16 protein-coding genes are annotated in these 16,229 nt (G+C 71.2%); 5 read left to right on the top strand and 11 right to left on the bottom strand.

Annotated features, from left to right (window positions below):
* From D7X55_RS20470 to D7X55_RS20500, 7 genes are all read right to left on the bottom strand, one after another.
* Positions 1–204: hypothetical protein (locus D7X55_RS20470; protein ID WP_199747026.1), on the bottom strand; the 204-nt coding region annotated here is incomplete at its 3' end.
* A gap of 36 nt (positions 205–240) precedes the next feature.
* Positions 241–1,251: an aldo/keto reductase gene (locus tag D7X55_RS20475; RefSeq protein ID WP_120547208.1), complete on the bottom strand. Its 1,011-nt coding sequence runs from the start codon at positions 1,249–1,251 to the stop codon at positions 241–243.
* A gap of 86 nt (positions 1,252–1,337) precedes the next feature.
* Positions 1,338–2,636, bottom strand: a complete 1,299-nt coding sequence (locus D7X55_RS20480; RefSeq protein ID WP_121723945.1) for an AMP-binding protein — start codon at positions 2,634–2,636, stop codon at positions 1,338–1,340.
* Positions 2,633–3,199: a hypothetical protein gene (locus tag D7X55_RS20485; RefSeq protein ID WP_233609959.1), complete on the bottom strand. Its 567-nt coding sequence runs from the start codon at positions 3,197–3,199 to the stop codon at positions 2,633–2,635. The genes D7X55_RS20480 and D7X55_RS20485 overlap by 4 nt, the downstream gene beginning before the upstream one ends.
* Positions 3,196–4,893 (bottom strand): VWA domain-containing protein, encoded by a 1,698-nt coding sequence (locus D7X55_RS20490; RefSeq protein ID WP_121723947.1) that lies wholly within the window; start codon positions 4,891–4,893, stop codon positions 3,196–3,198. Before D7X55_RS20490 ends, D7X55_RS20485 begins: the two co-directional genes overlap by 4 nt.
* A complete protein-coding gene (locus D7X55_RS20495) occupies positions 4,890–5,717 on the bottom strand; it encodes a hypothetical protein (RefSeq protein WP_199747028.1) in 828 nt (275 codons plus the stop codon). Before D7X55_RS20495 ends, D7X55_RS20490 begins: the two co-directional genes overlap by 4 nt.
* Positions 5,714–7,258, bottom strand: a complete 1,545-nt coding sequence (locus D7X55_RS20500) for a MoxR family ATPase (protein WP_120547213.1) — start codon at positions 7,256–7,258, stop codon at positions 5,714–5,716. The genes D7X55_RS20495 and D7X55_RS20500 overlap by 4 nt, the downstream gene beginning before the upstream one ends.
* Positions 7,259–7,318: 60 nt before the next feature.
* On the opposite strand from D7X55_RS20500, the gene D7X55_RS20505 reads away from it, so the two are divergent.
* From D7X55_RS20505 to D7X55_RS20515, 3 genes are read left to right on the top strand one after another with little or no spacing between them, the layout of a single operon-like run.
* A complete protein-coding gene (locus D7X55_RS20505; RefSeq protein ID WP_121723949.1) occupies positions 7,319–8,596 on the top strand; it encodes a hypothetical protein in 1,278 nt (425 codons plus the stop codon).
* Between the two features lie 14 nt (positions 8,597–8,610).
* Positions 8,611–8,898, top strand: coding sequence for a hypothetical protein (locus tag D7X55_RS20510; RefSeq protein ID WP_147468221.1), 288 nt, complete (start codon positions 8,611–8,613; stop codon positions 8,896–8,898).
* Positions 8,895–9,323 (top strand): type II toxin-antitoxin system death-on-curing family toxin, encoded by a 429-nt coding sequence (locus D7X55_RS20515; protein ID WP_120547217.1) that lies wholly within the window; start codon positions 8,895–8,897, stop codon positions 9,321–9,323. Before D7X55_RS20510 ends, D7X55_RS20515 begins: the two co-directional genes overlap by 4 nt.
* On the opposite strand, the gene D7X55_RS20520 is transcribed toward D7X55_RS20515, so the two are convergent.
* Positions 9,320–9,949: a response regulator transcription factor gene (locus D7X55_RS20520; protein WP_121723951.1), complete on the bottom strand. Its 630-nt coding sequence runs from the start codon at positions 9,947–9,949 to the stop codon at positions 9,320–9,322. The two genes, D7X55_RS20515 and D7X55_RS20520, sit on opposite strands and share 4 nt — an antisense overlap.
* Positions 9,950–10,072: 123 nt before the next feature.
* Between D7X55_RS20520 and D7X55_RS20525 the strand changes: the two genes are divergently transcribed.
* Entirely contained in the window at positions 10,073–11,254 is a 1,182-nt protein-coding gene (locus tag D7X55_RS20525; protein WP_121723952.1) for a S41 family peptidase, read from the top strand.
* 6 nt (positions 11,255–11,260) lie between these two features.
* Here the strand turns inward: D7X55_RS20525 and D7X55_RS20530 are convergent, their stop codons facing one another.
* Positions 11,261–12,331, bottom strand: coding sequence for a dipeptide epimerase (locus D7X55_RS20530; RefSeq protein ID WP_120547220.1), 1,071 nt, complete (start codon positions 12,329–12,331; stop codon positions 11,261–11,263).
* A gap of 197 nt (positions 12,332–12,528) precedes the next feature.
* Between D7X55_RS20530 and D7X55_RS20535 the strand changes: the two genes are divergently transcribed.
* Positions 12,529–14,547: an ATP-binding protein gene (locus D7X55_RS20535; RefSeq protein ID WP_120547221.1), complete on the top strand. Its 2,019-nt coding sequence runs from the start codon at positions 12,529–12,531 to the stop codon at positions 14,545–14,547.
* 25 nt (positions 14,548–14,572) lie between these two features.
* On the opposite strand, the gene D7X55_RS20540 is transcribed toward D7X55_RS20535, so the two are convergent.
* Positions 14,573–15,268: a suppressor of fused domain protein gene (locus tag D7X55_RS20540; protein ID WP_120547222.1), complete on the bottom strand. Its 696-nt coding sequence runs from the start codon at positions 15,266–15,268 to the stop codon at positions 14,573–14,575.
* A gap of 94 nt (positions 15,269–15,362) precedes the next feature.
* A partial coding sequence (locus D7X55_RS20545) for a GNAT family N-acetyltransferase (protein ID WP_121723953.1) occupies positions 15,363–16,229 on the bottom strand: 867 nt, incomplete at its 5' end.

Genomic DNA, 16,229 nt, shown 5'->3' on the forward strand with positions numbered 1-16,229 from the left:
GAAGAAGGCCAGGAACGGCCCGCTGGCCATGTAGGGCCACAAGAGCCGCTGGGCCAGGAGCGCCACCACGACCGCCGTCACCGCCAGCGCGTAGCTCAGCAGCGTGGAGCCCTCCTCCTTCGGAAGGGACTCCGGTGTGCGCGGAGGCGGCGAGGAGGAGGGCGCCGGCGGGTGCGGCGGCAGGGACGGAGCGGGCGCGGTCATGCGAAGCGCAGGGCGGACGGGCCAGGGGCCCGGACGTCAGCGTGCCTCCTTGCGTGTGTCCGTCTGGAGGAAGCCCTGCATGGCGGTGGGGTAGCGCTCGCCCGAGGCCACGCCCGGCGGCGCGATGGCTTCGATGTCCGCCAGGTCCTTCTCCGTGAGCTTCACGTCCACGGCGCCCAGGTTGTCATCCAGGTACTTGCGGCGCTTGGTGCCGGGGATGGGCACCACGTCCTGCCCGCGCGACAGCACCCAGGCGAGCGCGAGCTGCGCGGGGGTGCACTGCTTCTGCCGCGCGAGCCGGTCGATGTGCTCCACCAGCTTCAGGTTGCGCTGGAAGTTCTCCCCCTGGAAGCGCGGCGAGTGGCGGCGGTAGTCGTCCTCCGGCAGGTCCTCGAAGCGCTTGAACTGGCCGGTGAGGAAGCCCCGGCCCAGCGGGCTGTAGGGGACGAAGCCCACGCCCAGCTCACGGCACGTCTGGAGGACGCCGTCCTCCGGGTCGCGGCTCCACAGCGAGTACTCCGACTGGAGCGCGGTGATGGGGTGCACGGCGCACGCGCGGCGCAGCGTCTCCGAGTTCACCTCCGACAGCCCCAGGAAGCGCACCTTGCCGGCCTTCACCAGCTCCGCCATCGCGCCCACGGTGTCCTCGATGGGCGTCTTCGGATCCACGCGGTGCAGGTAGTAGAGGTCGATGACGTCCATTCCCAGGCGCTTGAGGCTCGCGTCGCACGCCTGCTTCACGTAGTCCGGCCGGCCGTTGACGCCGCGCGACTGGGGATTCGCCGGGTCGCGCACGAGGCCGAACTTCGTGGCCAGCACGATGCGCTGGCGGTGGGGACCCAGCACGCGGCCCACCAGCTCCTCGTTGCGGCCGGGGCCGTAGGCGTCCGCCGTGTCGAAGAAGGTGATGCCCCGCTCCAGCGCGTGGAGCAGCGTGGCCTCCGACTCCGCGTCGTCACGGCCCGCGTAGAAGTCCGACATGCCCATGCAGCCCAGGCCCAGCGCCGAAACGGTGAGGCCCTGCCTGCCCAGCTTCCGAGTCTCCATGTGTCCTCCGTGCGGGTGCGAGTCCCTGGGACAATCCTCACGCGAGGCGTGGGAATCCAGGGCAAACGGCCGGGGGAAGGCCCGGCTCATCCCGCAGGCGGCAGCTCGCAACGGAAGGGGAGCGGCTTGGCGGCCGGCGCCAGCCCTTCCGCCCCCAGTACCTGCACCTCCGGCGCGCTCCAGCCCAGGTTGCGCAGCGCCGCGGTGAGCCGTCCGCACAGCGCCGCCACGCTGTCCGGGGGCGCGCCCGAAAGCTCCAGCGTGAAGTGCTCACGCGCCACCTGCGTCAGCCGGAACGCGCGCAGCGGGTGGTGCTTGAACACCCACGCCAGCGACCAGGCGTCCACCGCGCGGCCGGAGGGCGTGTGGAATGCGCAGGCCCCGCGTCCGCCAAAGCCCGTCAGCGTCCAGCCGTGGAAGCCGCAGGCGCACGCGTCGCGCCGCACGGTGCCGGTGTCGCCGGGCCGGTAGCGCAACAGCGGCAGCACGCTGGGGCGCAGCCGCGTCACCACGACCTCATCCCCGTCCGGCTCCAGCCAGACGTCCGGCGTGAGCACGTGGAAGCGGCCCTGGTTCGCGTCCTCAAGGCACTCCCACGCGAGCGGCCCCGTCTCCGTGGCGGCGTAGTAGTTGAGCACCGGCGCGCCGCGCTCCTGCCGCCACGCATCTCGCAGCGCGTGCGGCAGGTGCTGCGCGGAGGTGAGCACCAGCCGGGGGGAGGGCACCTCCGGGTGCGCCAGCAGCCAGCGCAGCCCCTCCGGGTCGGAGAAGACGACCGAGGCCTTCACCCGCGTCAGGCGCGCCACCGCGTCATCGCGCAGCACGGAGACGCGGTGCAGGGCGCCGTCGTGGAACAGCGGCAGGCGCACGGAGTACTCCAGCCCGCCCGGCAGCGCGTCCAGCAGCACCACGCGCGGACGCGGCGGGGGCACGGTGCCGGTGCGCTCCGTGAAGAAGCGCAGCACGGCCCACATGAGCAGGCAGTCGCGCCGGTCGCGCAGCACGTTCACCGGGTCGCCGGTGGTGCCGGAGCTCTTCACCACCACGCACTCGTCGGACGTGGCGGGCAGCGTGGGCACGTCCTCCCAGTGGCGCGCGAGCGTGCCGCGGTCCAGCGCGGGGAAGTGCCGCAGGTCCTCCAGGCGCCGCAGGTCGTTCGGGTGCAGGCCCGACTCGCGCAGCACGCGCACGTAGTAGGGCGAACCCCACAGCGCTTCGCGCAACGCCGGCAGGCGCGCTTCCAGCTCCGCGCGGGCGGCGGCTTCGTCCACCATGGACGAGCCGCGCTGGAGGCCCGCCGCCACGTCCAGCGCCCACGGCAGGTGCGGGCGCTGCGTGTGGCTGTCGCGGCGGATGCGGGCCCTGGGCGCGACCCCGAGCGTCACTCGCGCCAGCCCCGTGCCTCGGCTTCCTTGCGCTGGGCCTCCTGGAGCAGCTCCTTGCGCCGGTCCGCCTCCTTCTTGCGCGCATTCTCCACCTTGCGCAGGTCCGTCACGGCCTGCCGGTAGTCCAGCTCCTTGAGGCGGTGCTTGGACTCGGCCTCCGTCTCGCCTTCGATGTCCGCGCCCATGGCCGCCACCCACTTGCGCAGGAACTCCTCCTGGCGGAAGACGTTGGAGCGGATCATCTCCGCGGTGAGCGGGTGCACCTCCTCGAAGAACTGCTGCAGGCGCGCCTGCGGGGTGCGGTCCGGGGTGAGGTGGAGCACCGTCTTCTTGCGCAGGTCGGACACCAGCAGCACGTGCGCGAGCATGCCCACCTGTTCGTGGAACAGTGGGTTCTTCACGCGCTGCTCCAGCTTCGCCCATTCGGGCTGGGACGGGGGCCGCTGGCTGGCCATGCGGAAGGTGTCGCAGACGATGGCCACCGCCAGGTCGTGCGGATACGGCGACAGGATGGGCATGGCCGCCAGCTGCTCACGGAGGTGGGGAATCGAGACCGCCATCATTTCTCCATCAGGGCATCGGCCAGTGCCGCGGCGGCACGGCCAAAGTCAGACATCCATTGCACGGTCGCCAGCCGGAAGCGCGGGCTGCCCAGCACCGGCGCCAGCACCTGCCGCGCGGGGCCGTCATCCGGCAGCGCGAGGAAGGCCACCACCCGGCGCGACCGGTTCATCCCTCGGACAAAGCGCGGCAGCGCGTCCTCCTGCCGCATGTTGTGGAGGAAGTCGCTGTCGGAGATGACGACGCGCAGCGCGTCCGGCCGCTCCTGGGACAGCGCGTCCATCAGCTCCACCGGGAACCACGTCCCCCCGCCGATGTAGTGCAGGAAGAAGTCGCGCGCGGTCTCCTCGTCGTACATCCACGGGGACACGACGGGGTTGTCCGCCGAGTAGATGATGCCGCGCACCGTGGCGCCCTTGCGCAGCGCGGAGGCGGACAGCACCTGCGCGGCCAGCGTCATCGCGTTGAGGTCCTGCTGCGGGTTGGGCATGGAGCCGCTGGTGTCCAGGTAGATTTCCAGCGCGGGCACGCCCAGGTCCGACGGCGGCGGCAGGTCCGCCTCCAGCTCGCGGCGCAGCGGGTTCACGGCGGCCAGGTGCCCCTGTGCCATCACCGTGAGCGTCCAGTCGATGGTGGTCGGGTCGTCGCCGTACTCCCACGCCTCCGGAATCGTGCGCAGGTAGGGCTCCGGCCTGGATGGCGACGCGGGCAGCTTGAGGATGTACCGGTCCACCAGCCGCCGGTAGTACCGGCCCACCAGCGCCCGCCGCAGCCTGCCGCCGTCGTTGCCGGGCAGGTGCGCCGTCGCGCGGCGGATGGCCTCCAGCGGCTCCGGCTCCTTCGTGTCGTGCGAGTCGTCCAGCCACCCGTTCGCGCGGGCCTCGTTCAGCGCGTCCTCCCACCGGCCGCCGGACTGCACCGCCGCGTCCAGGTCCGCCTCGTCCGGGACGCCCAGGTCGCCGGCCAGCGGGATGCGGAAGCCCACTTCGGAGGGCAGGTCGATGAAGCGGATGAACGCGGCGCAGAAGTAGAGGAATTGCAGCCGTCCGTCGTGCAGCGCGTAGAACGTCTGCACGAACATGCGCGCCTGCGCGCGGAAGCCCGGGTAGGCCTCCTCCAGCTTCGGCAGCAGGGCCTTGGGCACCAGGTGTCCGGGCTCGCGGCGCCACAGCTCTTCGTAGATGGCCAGGTAGAAGCAGAACAGCGGTGACGGGCCCGCCGTGTCCGCGTCCTTCTTCTTGTTCCGCTTGCGCCCGTCGGGCGTGCGCAGGAAGCCCTGGTACACCTGGCACAGGGCTTCGGCGTGGGTGCGCCCCACGAACTCGTTCACCTGGAGGTCGAAGAAGAGGTTGGTGAGCGACTGGCGCAGGCCAGGGATGAGGCGCTGCTCCAGCACGCGCAGCTCCGCGTCCCAGCCCAGCGTGTGCGGGAAGCGCACGTGGTGGCCAATCTCGTGGGCCAGCACGGCGGTGAGGCTGCCGCGCGCGCCCATGCGGGTCAGCAGGTCGAAGTGGACGAACACCTGCCGGCGCACCAGGTCGATGTACGCGAGCGGTTCATCCGGCGTGGCCTCTCCGGGCCGGAAGGGCTGGTGCGGTTCGGGCGGGCTCAGCTGCACGTGCACGTCCCACAGCGCCAGCGCGTCGCGCCAGCACCGCTCCACCTCCTCCGGGGTGAAGGCCGCGCCCGCGCTCATGCCGGGAGGATGACCGCCAGCCACTGGGACGTGTGCATCGTGGCCACCGCGCGCCATGTGTTGTGCTGGGTGCTGTACCAGTCCCCCGCGCGCGGGTCGCGCTGCGCCAGCGAGGTGAGCGCCTTGGGGGGCTTTTCCGTGGAGGGCGCCAGCCGCTCGTTGCAGCCCATGGGCCCCAGCAGGATGGGCTTCTTCGCCAGCCACACGCCCTGGGTGGCCGCGTCGCGTCCGCCGGCGGCGGTGGCGCGGTGCCGGTCGTGCACGCAGATGACGGCGGGCGCCAGGAAGTGCATCTCCCCGGGCATGAAGCGCGCGTCCTCCTGGGACAGGTCCACCCAGTGCGCGGTGGACGTGTCGCCCAGCGGCTGGGTGGGCGGCTCCATGGCCTCGTTGGCGATGGTGTGCAGGTGGCTCTCCAGGTCCTCCAGCGAGGACAGGCTCGAGCCCAGGCGGCAGAACAGCCGCTGCACCCAGGGGGGCGCGGACTCCAGGTTCTCGCCCAGGTTCCACATGCGCGCGAGCGCCGGGGCCTGCTCCTCCCGGCGCAGGTCCGGCAGCAGGCGCGGCAGCAGGTCCGTCCACGCGAGCGTGAAGAAGTTCTCCCTGCCAGCGGACACCGGATACAGGTAGCCCAGGCCGATGCCCTCGGCGCCCAGCCGCAGGTAGTCGCGCAGGATCGCCTCTCCCGCCGCGGCGTCACCGCGCGTGAGCGCCCGGCCCATGCGGACCCCGTGGCCCTTGAGGAACTCGTCCCACAGCGCGCGGTCCCAGCGCACGAACCGGCCGCGGGCCTCCTTCTCCAGGTCGTCGACGAATTCGCTCATGGCTGTTGCCCCTGACCGCCCGGGTTCTCCTTCAGCCACGTCGCGTAGTTGCGGTAGCGGCTGTAGAGGGACTTCAAGTGGATGAGGTCCTCGTACACCGGACCGGACAGCTCCTGGCGGGTCATCAGTTCATTCATCAGCACGGTCACGGCGGACAGGCGCTTCTCCGTGGTGCGCAGGTCCACGCCGGACAGGCCCAGGTCCAGCTCCGCGCGCAGGGCCGCGACCTTCTGGCGCACGGGCGCGTGCGTGCCGTAGCGGGCCATGGCCATGTCGAACATGTTGCGGATCCACGCCACGCGGTCCTGGAGCAGCAGCTTGTTGCCCTTGGCTTCGAAGAAGGGGCTGCGCGCGTTGGGGGTGAGCTTCTCGTGCAGCACCCAGGGGATGATCTGCCGGAAGTCCTCCAGCTCCGTCACGCGGTGGCCCCGGAAGAACGCGAGCGCCTTCGCGAAGTGCAGGATGGTCTGGTACGCGCGCACGCTGGTGCCGTTCTCCGTCTGCGTGCAGAGGTGCACCTTCTTGTCCAGCGGGCACTGTTCGTTGCACACGGCGGACACGGTCTGCCCGGCCAGCTTCAGCGTGTCCTTGTGCTTGAACTCGAAGCGCGGGGACGCCATGCGGCAGAAGTCCAGCTGGCCCAGGAAGAAGGCCACGCGCTCCAGCACGCCCCTGGGCACCTCCACGGCGAGGATGGCGTTGTAGGCCTTCTCCAGCTCGCCGGGCGTGAAGACGATGTCCTTGGGCAGCAGCTCCTCCGGGGACTTGTCGGACTCGATGCGCTGGAGCAGCGTGTCCACGAAGCCGGAGTTGAAGGGCACGGCGCGCACGACGACGTCCAGGCGGTCCTTGAGCGCTTCGATGACCTGGAACGTGCCGCCGCCCTGGTCGTCGTTGGCGGTGAGGAACCAGGACGAGCGGCCGGTGTAGACGTACTGGTCCATCATCTCCGCGTAGCCCTCGCCCAGCAGCGACAGCAGGGCGGACTGGGTCTTGGTGGGGATGCGGTTGTACTCGTCGACAATCTTGACGCGCTGGGTGATCCACTTGCGCCAGCTGACCTTCACGGCGGACAGGTCCTCCGCCTTGAGCATGTCGGAGGGCAGGGGCGCGCCGAGCAGGTCCGCGATGGACAGCTGCGGGTGGCCGCGCTGGATGCCCCGGTGGACGTCCTCGCGGCCCATGCCGGAGAGCAGGGCCATGAGGATGGCGGACGTGGTTTTTCCGCGGCCCGGGCCGCCCACGAGCAGGGCGCGGCGGCAGGTGAAGAGGGTGAGCAGCGGGATGAGGACGAAGGAGCTGTAGCTCATGTCCTCGGGGAGGTGGACCTCGTCTCCGGCGGTGTTCTTGAGCGCGGCACTGCCGCCGAACTCGATGTCGTAGTAGGGGCAGATGACGGCGTTGTTGGTGATCCACCAATACGCCTGCCGCATCTTGTCGTGGAGGCTGCCGCCGTCGCGCTCGGAGAGGTGGACGCTGAGGCCCTTGTCCGCCGACGCACGCCCGGTGAGCAGGCGCGAGACCCAATCCTGGTTGGCCATGGAGGAGCGGGAGTGTAGCAGCGCGAGCGCAAGGGCGGGGAGCAGGCGTAGGCTGCTCGCATGCTCCCGCGTGGATACCGATACCTGCTGTCCCTGGGCCTGCTCCTGACCGGCGTGGCGTGCCGGAGCCCCGAGGCCCTCCGGAAGCGCGCCGATGCACAGGTGGAGCAGGCCGCGACCCATGCCTGGGCCGGGGAGCTGGCCCGGGCCCGCAAGGAGCTGGCCGAGGTCCTGAAGGATTCTCCCCAGCATCCGGGCGCGCTGAAGGTGCAGACCTGCGTGCTGCTGGAGCTGGGCGCGCTGGACGAAGCCGACCAGGCCGTGTCCCTCCTTCAGGCGACGAGGCCCGACGCGCCGGAGATCGCGGTGCTCGCGGCGCTCGTTGAAGCGCGCCGCCAGACGCCGGTACCGGGCTGGCGGGAGGCGCTGATCCAGGCGTGGAATCGCGCGGGACGCCCGGACCTCAAGGAGTCGGCGTCATTTCCGGCGCCTCGTTCAGAAGAAACGTCCTTCGTCGGGGCGGTGTGGGAGCGAACCCAGTCTCCGGAGATCCGCTTCACCGCGATGCTGGCGGACACTGCTTCGGATGCGCAGCGGCAGTGGCTCGCGGCCCATGTGTCCGAGCTGAAGGACCCGAACCTGCTGCTCGCTGCTTATGAGTACTTCCAGGCCCGTTCCGGTGAGGACGCGCTCGCGGATGTGAGGCGTCAGGCTCGCGAGACGTTGCGGCGCAAGCTTGAGCCCATCGCCGCCGGAGCGAGCGAATCCGAAGGACCGCTGCTCCTGCTGCTGGGGGAGTCCGCGAAGGACGCGCCGCTCACGTCAGCGGACCTCCAGGCGCTGGAGCGGATCGCGGCCCTCCCGCGTTACCGGAGCCTGACGCTGGGCCAGGCGGGGGACGCCGCGAAACAACGCCTCGAATCCACGGGCATCACTCCGCCGGCCATCCGCCTCTTCCAGGCAGCCACGGCTTCGCAGGTCCTGGATGTGACGTTGATCCTGAAGAAGCGGGTGGAGGCGACGAGGGAGCGCCTCTCCCACGAAGAGCGGATCCGATTGGGCCAGGCCGTGTACACCCTGGGCGAGCGCATCGCAGCGGGCCCGGCGTTGATTGATCGCCTGGTGGGGCTCAGCCAGATGCGGCAGGGCGCGGAGTTGATGGAGGACGCGGCGAAGCTCGCCCAGGCGACCCGGGACCTCGAACATGTCCGGGCCGTGCACCAGGCCACGACTTCGCTCCAGGTCGACACATGGCCCCTGCCGTCACTCCATCGCGACTGGGTTCAGGCCGCCCTGGACGATGAATGGAAGAGTCTGAGCGCCCTCGTCACACCCTGAACAGCGAGGTACCCGTGGCTTTGCCTCATCTGGAAGTGATTCACGGTGTCATCGTGTCGAGCACACCGGAGCTCCGCATCGCGCTCCCGGACGGCAGGGACCTCGCCGTGACCGCCACGGCGGAGCAGGTGGCGCGGGCCTCTGGCTTGCGAGAGGTCTCCGCGATGGTCGTCATGAGCCCCAGTCCCCGGCTCATCTGGATCCGTCAGAAGGGTGCCGACGTTCCGGTGCCTCCCGCCGGGGAACGCGACGCGCACGCCCTGCGCAAATGGAGTGAACTGCTCCGGAGGCTGGCCCAGTGAGCGACGACGCGCAGCCGTATGACCGGTTCTGTGGCCTGACCCGGCTCCAGGAACTGCAGGCCAAGGGCATCGCCGCGCACGGCGGAAGATTGGGCGTCCGCGATGCGCTGGGCCCTGGCGCGACCCTGGGCGCGGCCTGGACCGCGGAGGAGTACGGCGCTCCACCGGAAGCGGTCCCGGGGCTGCTGTTCGCCGTCTACCTGCTCTTCTACATCGCGACGAAGCAGGTCTTCGTGGATGGGAACAAGCGCATCTCCTGGCTCGCCATGTGCGAGGCCCTGGCCTGCATGGGCCTGGAGGTGGACGCGACCATCGATGAAGCGGAAGCGCTGGTGATGGCCATCTCCAACAACCGGTTCAAGGACGTCGAACCGGTATACCTCTGGGTGGTCGAGCACCTGCGCGAGCTGCGCGTCGGCACCTAGAGCGTCACCAGTCCCAGCCGTGCCGCGCGCACCACGGCTTCCGTGCGGCGCTGCACGCCCAGCTTGGCCAGCACCGCGTTCACGTGGAACTTCGCGGTGTGCTCGCTGATGTCCAGCCGGTCCGCGATGGCCTTGTTCGACAGGCCCTCCGCCAGCAAGCCCAGCACCTCGCGCTCGCGCGGCGTCAGCGTGTCCGGCCCTGGCGCTCCCGACGGCGCCGTGCTCCTGGGCGCGGCGCGCACGTGGGACAGGCCCGGCTCGAACACCGTGAGGCCTCGCGCCACCGCGTGCAGCGCGGCCCCCAGCATCCCCGGTGCCACGTCGCGGAACAGCAGGCCCCTCGCGCCCGCGCCCAGCGCCAGCTCTCCCGCCGCTTCGTCCGCCACCAGCGCCAGCACCGGCGCGCCCAGGTCCGGCGCCGCGCCCTCCTCCAGCCGCAGGCCCGTGTCCCAGAGCACCACGTCCGGCGGCTCGCCCCGCGCCGACTCCAGCTCCACCTGCGTGCCTGCCGCCACCACCGTCCAACCTTCCGCCTGGTCGCTCAGCGCCCGTGCGAGCGCACCCCGGGCCAGGGGGTCCTCCGACACGAGCGCGAGCCTGGGCGATGACGAGGGCGCATCCAACATGAGCCCCTCATCCCTAACCGCGCCCGCCGCGTTCGCCACACCGCGCGGCGCCAGAACGCCGTCGCTTCCCTCGGGGGCGCGCTCCTGTGAAGAATCGTGAAGTCCGCCCGGGAGGGGCACGCCATGACGATCCGGACAGCGCGGTGGTGGGTGGCGGTACTGCTCCTCGCGGGCAGCGCTCAAGCGGCGAGCCCCTATGCCAAGCGCGGCGAGGAGATCGTCACCCTCGTGCGCACCCGCTTCGTCGACGCGGCGAAGGGCGCCGCCTGGGCCGACGCGCACCAGGGCTACGCCGCCGGCGCGAAGGACCTGGAGGACTTCACCCGGCGCACGAACGCGGCGCTCGCGGAGCTGAAGGCCTCCCACACGGCCTACTACCCGAAGGAGAGCCCCGCCCACGCGGCGGTGACCTCCATCTTCCAGACCTACCTCAAGCAGGAGGACATCACGGCCACCGGCATCGGCGTGGACGTGCGGGAGACCCCGGACGGCTTCTTCGTCCGCCACGTCTTCGCGGACGGCCCCGGCGCGAAGGCGGGCCTCCTGCGCGGGGACCGGCTCGTCACCGTGGAGGGCAGGCCCTTCCATCCCTGGCACGCCTTCAGGAACCGCGCGGGCCGGGCCACGCGCCTCACCGTGGAGCGCGTGAAGGGCGCCGCACCCCTGACCCTCACCGTCACGCCCCGCCGCATGAACCCGCGCAAGGAATGGCTCGCGGTCCAGAAGGCCAGCAGCCAGGTCGTGGAACGCCAGGGCCGCCGCGTCGCCTACCAGCACGTCTACGCGTGCGCGGGCGAGGCGTACCAGCAGGCCCTGGAGGAGGCGCTCCAGGACACCTTCGCGGACGCGGACGCGCTCGTCATCGACTTCCGCGACGGCTGGGGCGGCTGCAGCCCGGCCTTCATCAACCTCTTCAACCCGCAGGTCTCGCTCCTCGTCAACACCGGCCGCGACGGCAAGCCGCATCCCTCCGCGCTGTCCTGGCGCAAGCCGGTGGTGCTGCTCGTCAACGGCAACTCGCGCAGCGGCAAGGAGCTGGTGGCCTTCGCGATGAAGCGCCACCGGCTGGCGACGCTCGTGGGCGAAAGGACCGCGGGCGCGGTGCTGGCCGGCGGGCCACAGAAGCTGTCCAACGGGGACCTGCTCTACCTCGCCGTCATGGACGTGACGGTGGATGGCGAGCGGCTGGAGGGCGTGGGTGTCCCCGTGGACGTGGAGGTCCCGGACGCGCTGCCGTACGCGGGCGGCGCGGATCCGCGGAAGGAGAGGGCGCTGGACGTGGCCGCCTCCCAGGTGAAGGGCTGACCTCCGTCAGCGCAGCGTGACGCCGTGCCCCGGCGCGTCCGGGTCCAGCGTCAGCCGCCCGCCCGTGTACCGGCCGCCGCCCTGGAACGGGTGGTCCGCGATGAACAGCGGCGTGTCCAGGTCCGCGTAGGTGAAGCCGCCCAGGCCCGCCGCCAGGTGCGCGGACGCGGTCATCGCCAGCACGCTCTCCACCATGCCGCCCACCATCAGCTCCAGCCCCGCGGCGCGAGCGAGGCTCCACATGGTCACCGCGTCCACCATCCCGCACTTCATCGTCTTGATGTTGATGCCGTGGCAGGCGTTCTCCCGGATGAGCCGCAGCACGTCCTTCACCGAGCGCGCTGATTCATCCGCGCACACCGACACCCGCGAGCGGCGCGTCACCTCCGCGAGCCCCGCCACGTCCGCCACCGGCTGCTCGAACAGCGACAGCGGCACCTCCGCGCGCTCCAGCTCCTTGAGGAACGCCAGCGCCTCCGCCACGTCGTAGCCCCCGTTCGCGTCCGCGATGAGCCGCGCCTTCGGGGCCTCCTGGTGGATGGCCACCAGCCGCGCCGCGTCCGCGTCCGGGTCCAGCGCGCCGACCTTCACCTTCAGCGTGTCGATGCCCCGCCCCAGGATGGCCCGCGTGGACGCCACCGCGTGCGCCAGGTCTCCGGCGGTGACCGTCATGTCCACGTCCAGCGCCGTCCCCGCCCCGCCGAAGAAGGCGTACATGGGGATGCGGTGGTGCCGCGTGAGCGCGTCCAGGAGCGCGATCTCCACGCCACACCGCGCGGCGGGCGCCAGCGCGAGCGCGTCCCCCAGCGCCTCCGACGCCGGCCGCCACTCCTGGGCGTCGCGGCCCACCAGCAGCTCGCGCACCGGCTCCAGGGAGGCGAGCGTGCTGGCTTGCGTCTCTCCGCTGACCGCCGTGAAGGGCGCCGCTTCGCCCAACCCCACCGTGCCGTCCGCGAGCGTCACGCGGACAAGCACGTTCTCCGCCGCCAGCTGCGCGCCGGTGGCGATGGCGAAGGGCTCCGTCAGGGACAGGTGCAGGGCTTCGAAGGAAACGTGCGTGATGAAGGTAGGGCGCATGGGCAGGCACGAGTGTGGCCGACGTCCCGGTCCGGAGGGGAGTCTTTCCCATCCTTCCCGCTTTCACTCTTACGTGTCTGTAATTCGAGAAGGTTAAGAAAGATACGAAGACTTGGGCTGGCTTGAGCCGCCGTGCGATTCGTGGCGACATGCGGGCTCCCCGGGGGGTGCGCAGTGCCGGGGCTGCGAGGAGCAGGATGTCGGCGACCGAGACGACCGTGGTCCTCCCGCTCCCGGACGCGCTCCTGGCCGCGCTGGAGGAGGCCGAGCGGGAGCACCCCGAGGCATGCATGGTGCTCCGCGCCGTGCGCTCGCCGGGGGGGGCCATCCTGGACTTCGAGTGGCTGTGGGCGAACCCCGCCGCGTCGCGCGCGCTGGGCCGGGACCCGGAGTACCTGCGCGGCCGGCGCCTGGGTGAAGTGTCGTCGAAGGACGGCATCGCGGGGCGCCTGGACCTGCTGCGCCAGGTGGTGGAGTCCGGCCGTCCGCACGCGGACCACTTCAGCGAAGGGGCCGTGCTGCTGCAGGGCACCGCGGTGCCGCTGCGCGACGGGGTGCTGTTGCGCCTTCGTGACATCACCAGCGCCCAGCGGGTGGAGGAGGGGCTGCGAGAGACGCTGGACTGGGTGCGCGACGTGCTGGAGAGCATGCCGGACGCCTTCTTCACCCTGGACGCGGACTGGCGCCTCACCTACGTGAACCACAACGCCGCCGCGCTCACCGGCCGCTCTCAGGAAGAGCTCTTCCGCCGCGTGCTGTGGGACGCGTGCCCGGAATTGTGCGGCACCCCCTTCGAGCGCACGCTGCGCGAGGTGGCCGCCGAGGAGAGCTACCGCCTGGTCGAGCTGCGCACCGGGCGCGACCGCTGGCACGAGGTGCACGCCTGGTCCAGCGGCCGCAACATCTCCACCTACGCGCGCGACATCACCGACAAGAAGCGCGTGCAGGCGGAGCGCGACGCGCTGCTCGCCCGCGAGCACACCGGCCGCCTGGAGGCGGAGGCCCTGGCCCAGCGCCGCACGCACGAACTCATGGCCGCGCGCGAGCGGCTGGTGCAGTCGGAGAAGCTGGCCATGGCGGGCCAGCTGGCCGCGGGCGTGGGCCACGAAATCAACAACCCCCTGTCCTACGTCAGCGGCAACCTCCAGTTCGCGGTGGAGCAGCTGACGCCGCTGACCCGCAACCCCGCGCTTCCTGGGCTCCTTCCTGGGCTCCCTGGGCTCCAGGACGCACTGGGTGAGGCGCTGGACGCGCTGCGCGAGGCGAAAGAAGGGGCGGAGCGCATCCGCGTCATCGTGCGCGACCTGCAGACCTTCGCCCGCGCGGACGAGCTGCGCCTGGGGCCGGTGGACGTGCACGCGGCGCTGGAGTTCGGCATCTCCATGGCGATGACCCACCTGCGCAGCCGCGCCCAGGTGGAGCGCCACTTCGGCCAGGTGCCGCCCGCGCTGGCGCACGAGGCGCGCCTGGGGCAGGTGTTCCTGCACCTGCTCATCAACGCCGCGCACGCCATCCCCGTGGGCGCCTTCGACCGCCACCGCGTGACGGTCACCACCCGCCGCGAGGGCGCGTGGGTGCTGGTGGAGGTGTCCGACACCGGCCTGGGCATGACGCCGGAGGTGCTCCAGCGCGCCTTCGAGCCGTTCTTCACCACGCGCCCCGTGGGCGAGGGCAGCGGCCTGGGGCTGTCCATCTGCCTGGGGCTTGTCCGCAGCATGCACGGCGAGCTGACGGCCACCAGCATCCCCGGCCTGGGCAGCACCTTCCAGGTGCGGCTGCCCTGCGTGGAGCCCATCGTTCAGCATCCGGCGGGCCCCGTGGTGCGGCCGCGGGAGGGGGCCTTGCGCAAGCGCGTGCTGGTGGTGGACGACGAGCCTCAGCTCACCTCGGTGCTCCGGCGCATCCTGGGCCGGCAGCATGACGTGGTGGTGGCGCACAGCGGCCGGGAGGCGCTGACGCTGCTGGAGCAGGACGACGCCTTCGACCGCGTCTTCTGCGACCTGATGATGGCGGACCTCACCGGCATGGACGTGCACGCGGAGCTGTCCCGGCGCAGGCCGGAGCTGCTGTCGCGCTTCGTGTTCATGACGGGGGGCAGCTTCACGGAGCGCGCCCGCGCCTTCCTGCAGGCCGTGCCGCTGCCGCGCATCGAGAAGCCCTTCGAGCCGGGCCTGCTGCACTCGCTGGTGGAGTCCTCGCCGCCGCGCACCGGGTAGCGCACGGCGGCGAGAGGCGGTGCGGCTACAGCTTCACCTCGTCGCGCTCCGGCCGCGTGATGTACGCGGTGGTGGGGTTCGCGGGGTCGGCCAGCCGCTTCAGCAGGCTGTCCATGCCGTTGGAGCGCGCGAAGGCCATCTCGTTCTTCGTCACGCCCACCAGCGTGAGCAGCTCCACCTGGCCGCTGGGCAGGGTGAAGTGGCTGGGGCGGTTGGCGTCCTTCACGAAGACGAAGCCCGAGAGCTTCGTCTCACTGCCGGTGAGCGTGCCGTCCACCGGGTAGCGGTGCCCCATGGCGAACAGCCGCGCGCACACGAGGTTGTAGGCCATCATGTCCAGGAGGCGCAGGATGGGCCAGCGCTCCTCCTCGGGCGTGTGGATGACCATCTCGTAGCCCAGGCCGCTGCGGGCGTCGTCCGCCAGCTCCTCGCCGGGGGCCACCGTGAAGGGGTTGGACAGGCCGCTGGTGACGTAGGTCCAATACGGGTGCTCCGGGCTGGGAGGCGCCACGCGCACGCCCATGGGCAGCCAGTTCGGATCCATCTCCGTACCCTGGGCCAGCTCGCTCTCCAGCCACCCCTCCAGCACGCCGGTGCCCTCGAGGAGGTCCACCTCCTCGCGGATGGCGCCGAACAGCTTGGGGTACTCCACCTCGTCGCGGTCCGCCCAGCAGTCTTCGTACCACTGGATGAAGTCTTCCTCTGTCTCCGGGACTTTCATGGGGGCGGACTCTAGAGGTTCACCCCGATTTCACAACTTGAACCGAGCACGGACGGCCACCGGCCGGTGGGCTGGCGGACAGACGTTCAGGTTTTCAGGTTCCGGTGGACCCGGGGGCTGTTGTGGCGGGGGCCCACGGCTTGAGGCCGCAGATGCGCTCCGCCTCCTCCACGGCCGGGGCCAGCCGCAGGCGCTCCATGCGCAGGAAGCCGCGCACGGCCTTGTCCAGGCGTTTGTCGAAAATCAGGTGGGCGCTGTGTACGGCGGTGGGCTCGAAGCCGCGGGACACCTTGTGCTCGCCGCCGGCGCCGGGCTCGAAGACCTTGCGGCCGGCGCGGATGCAGTCGTCCACGGAGTGATACAGGCAGACGTTGAAGTGCAGGAAGGGGTGCTCCTCCGTGCAGCCCCAGTAGCGGCCATACAGCCGCTCCGGCGTGGCCAGGTTGAAGGCCCCGGCGATGACCTTCCCGTCCTTCACCGCCTCCACCATCTCCACGGTGCCGGGCAGGTCGCGGAAGACGCGCTCGAAGAAGCCCGGGGTGAGCTGCACCTGGCCCCAGGAGTGGCGCTCGCAGGTGGACGTGTAGAAGGTGTACGCGCGCAGGGCGTGCTCCGGTGTCAGGTCCGCCCCGCGCACGGTGCGCAGCTGGATGCCCTGGGTGGCCGCGGCGCCGCGCTCGCGCTTGAGCTGGTTGCGGCGCTTGGAGTCGAAGCGGGCCAGGTAGTCGTCGTAGCTCTTGTAGCCCGGGTTCTTCCAATGGAACTGGAGGGTAATCCGGCGCGCGAGCCCGGCCTCCTCCAGGAAGTCCGCCTCCTCGTCCGTGGGGTAGAGCACGTGCACGCCGGAGCAGTCCTGCTCCTGGGCCGTCTGGACGGCGGCCTCCAGGAGGGCCCGGCGCAAGGCAGCGGCGTCTTCTCCCGGGGCGGTGAGGAAGCGCGGCACGGTGGCGGGGGACAGGGG

The sequence above is a fragment of the Corallococcus sp. AB049A genome, assembly GCF_003668885.1.
GTDB lineage: Bacteria > Myxococcota > Myxococcia > Myxococcales > Myxococcaceae > Corallococcus > Corallococcus interemptor.

Excerpts from the sequence above, each read along its gene's own strand:
- D7X55_RS20475 (WP_120547208.1), bottom strand. The coding sequence starts at position 1,251 with ATGGAGACTCGGAAGCTGGGCAGGCAGGGCCTCACCGTTTCGGCGCTG.
- D7X55_RS20485 (WP_233609959.1), bottom strand. The coding sequence starts at position 3,199 with ATGATGGCGGTCTCGATTCCCCACCTCCGTGAGCAGCTGGCGGCCATG.
- D7X55_RS20490 (WP_121723947.1), bottom strand. The coding sequence starts at position 4,893 with ATGAGCGCGGGCGCGGCCTTCACCCCGGAGGAGGTGGAGCGGTGCTGG.
- D7X55_RS20495 (WP_199747028.1), bottom strand. The coding sequence starts at position 5,717 with ATGAGCGAATTCGTCGACGACCTGGAGAAGGAGGCCCGCGGCCGGTTC.
- D7X55_RS20500 (WP_120547213.1), bottom strand. The coding sequence starts at position 7,258 with ATGGCCAACCAGGATTGGGTCTCGCGCCTGCTCACCGGGCGTGCGTCG.
- D7X55_RS20505 (WP_121723949.1), top strand. The coding sequence starts at position 7,319 with ATGCTCCCGCGTGGATACCGATACCTGCTGTCCCTGGGCCTGCTCCTG.
- D7X55_RS20520 (WP_121723951.1), bottom strand. The coding sequence starts at position 9,949 with ATGTTGGATGCGCCCTCGTCATCGCCCAGGCTCGCGCTCGTGTCGGAG.
- D7X55_RS20525 (WP_121723952.1), top strand. The coding sequence starts at position 10,073 with ATGACGATCCGGACAGCGCGGTGGTGGGTGGCGGTACTGCTCCTCGCG.
- D7X55_RS20530 (WP_120547220.1), bottom strand. The coding sequence starts at position 12,331 with ATGCGCCCTACCTTCATCACGCACGTTTCCTTCGAAGCCCTGCACCTG.
- D7X55_RS20535 (WP_120547221.1), top strand. The coding sequence starts at position 12,529 with ATGTCGGCGACCGAGACGACCGTGGTCCTCCCGCTCCCGGACGCGCTC.
- D7X55_RS20540 (WP_120547222.1), bottom strand. The coding sequence starts at position 15,268 with ATGAAAGTCCCGGAGACAGAGGAAGACTTCATCCAGTGGTACGAAGAC.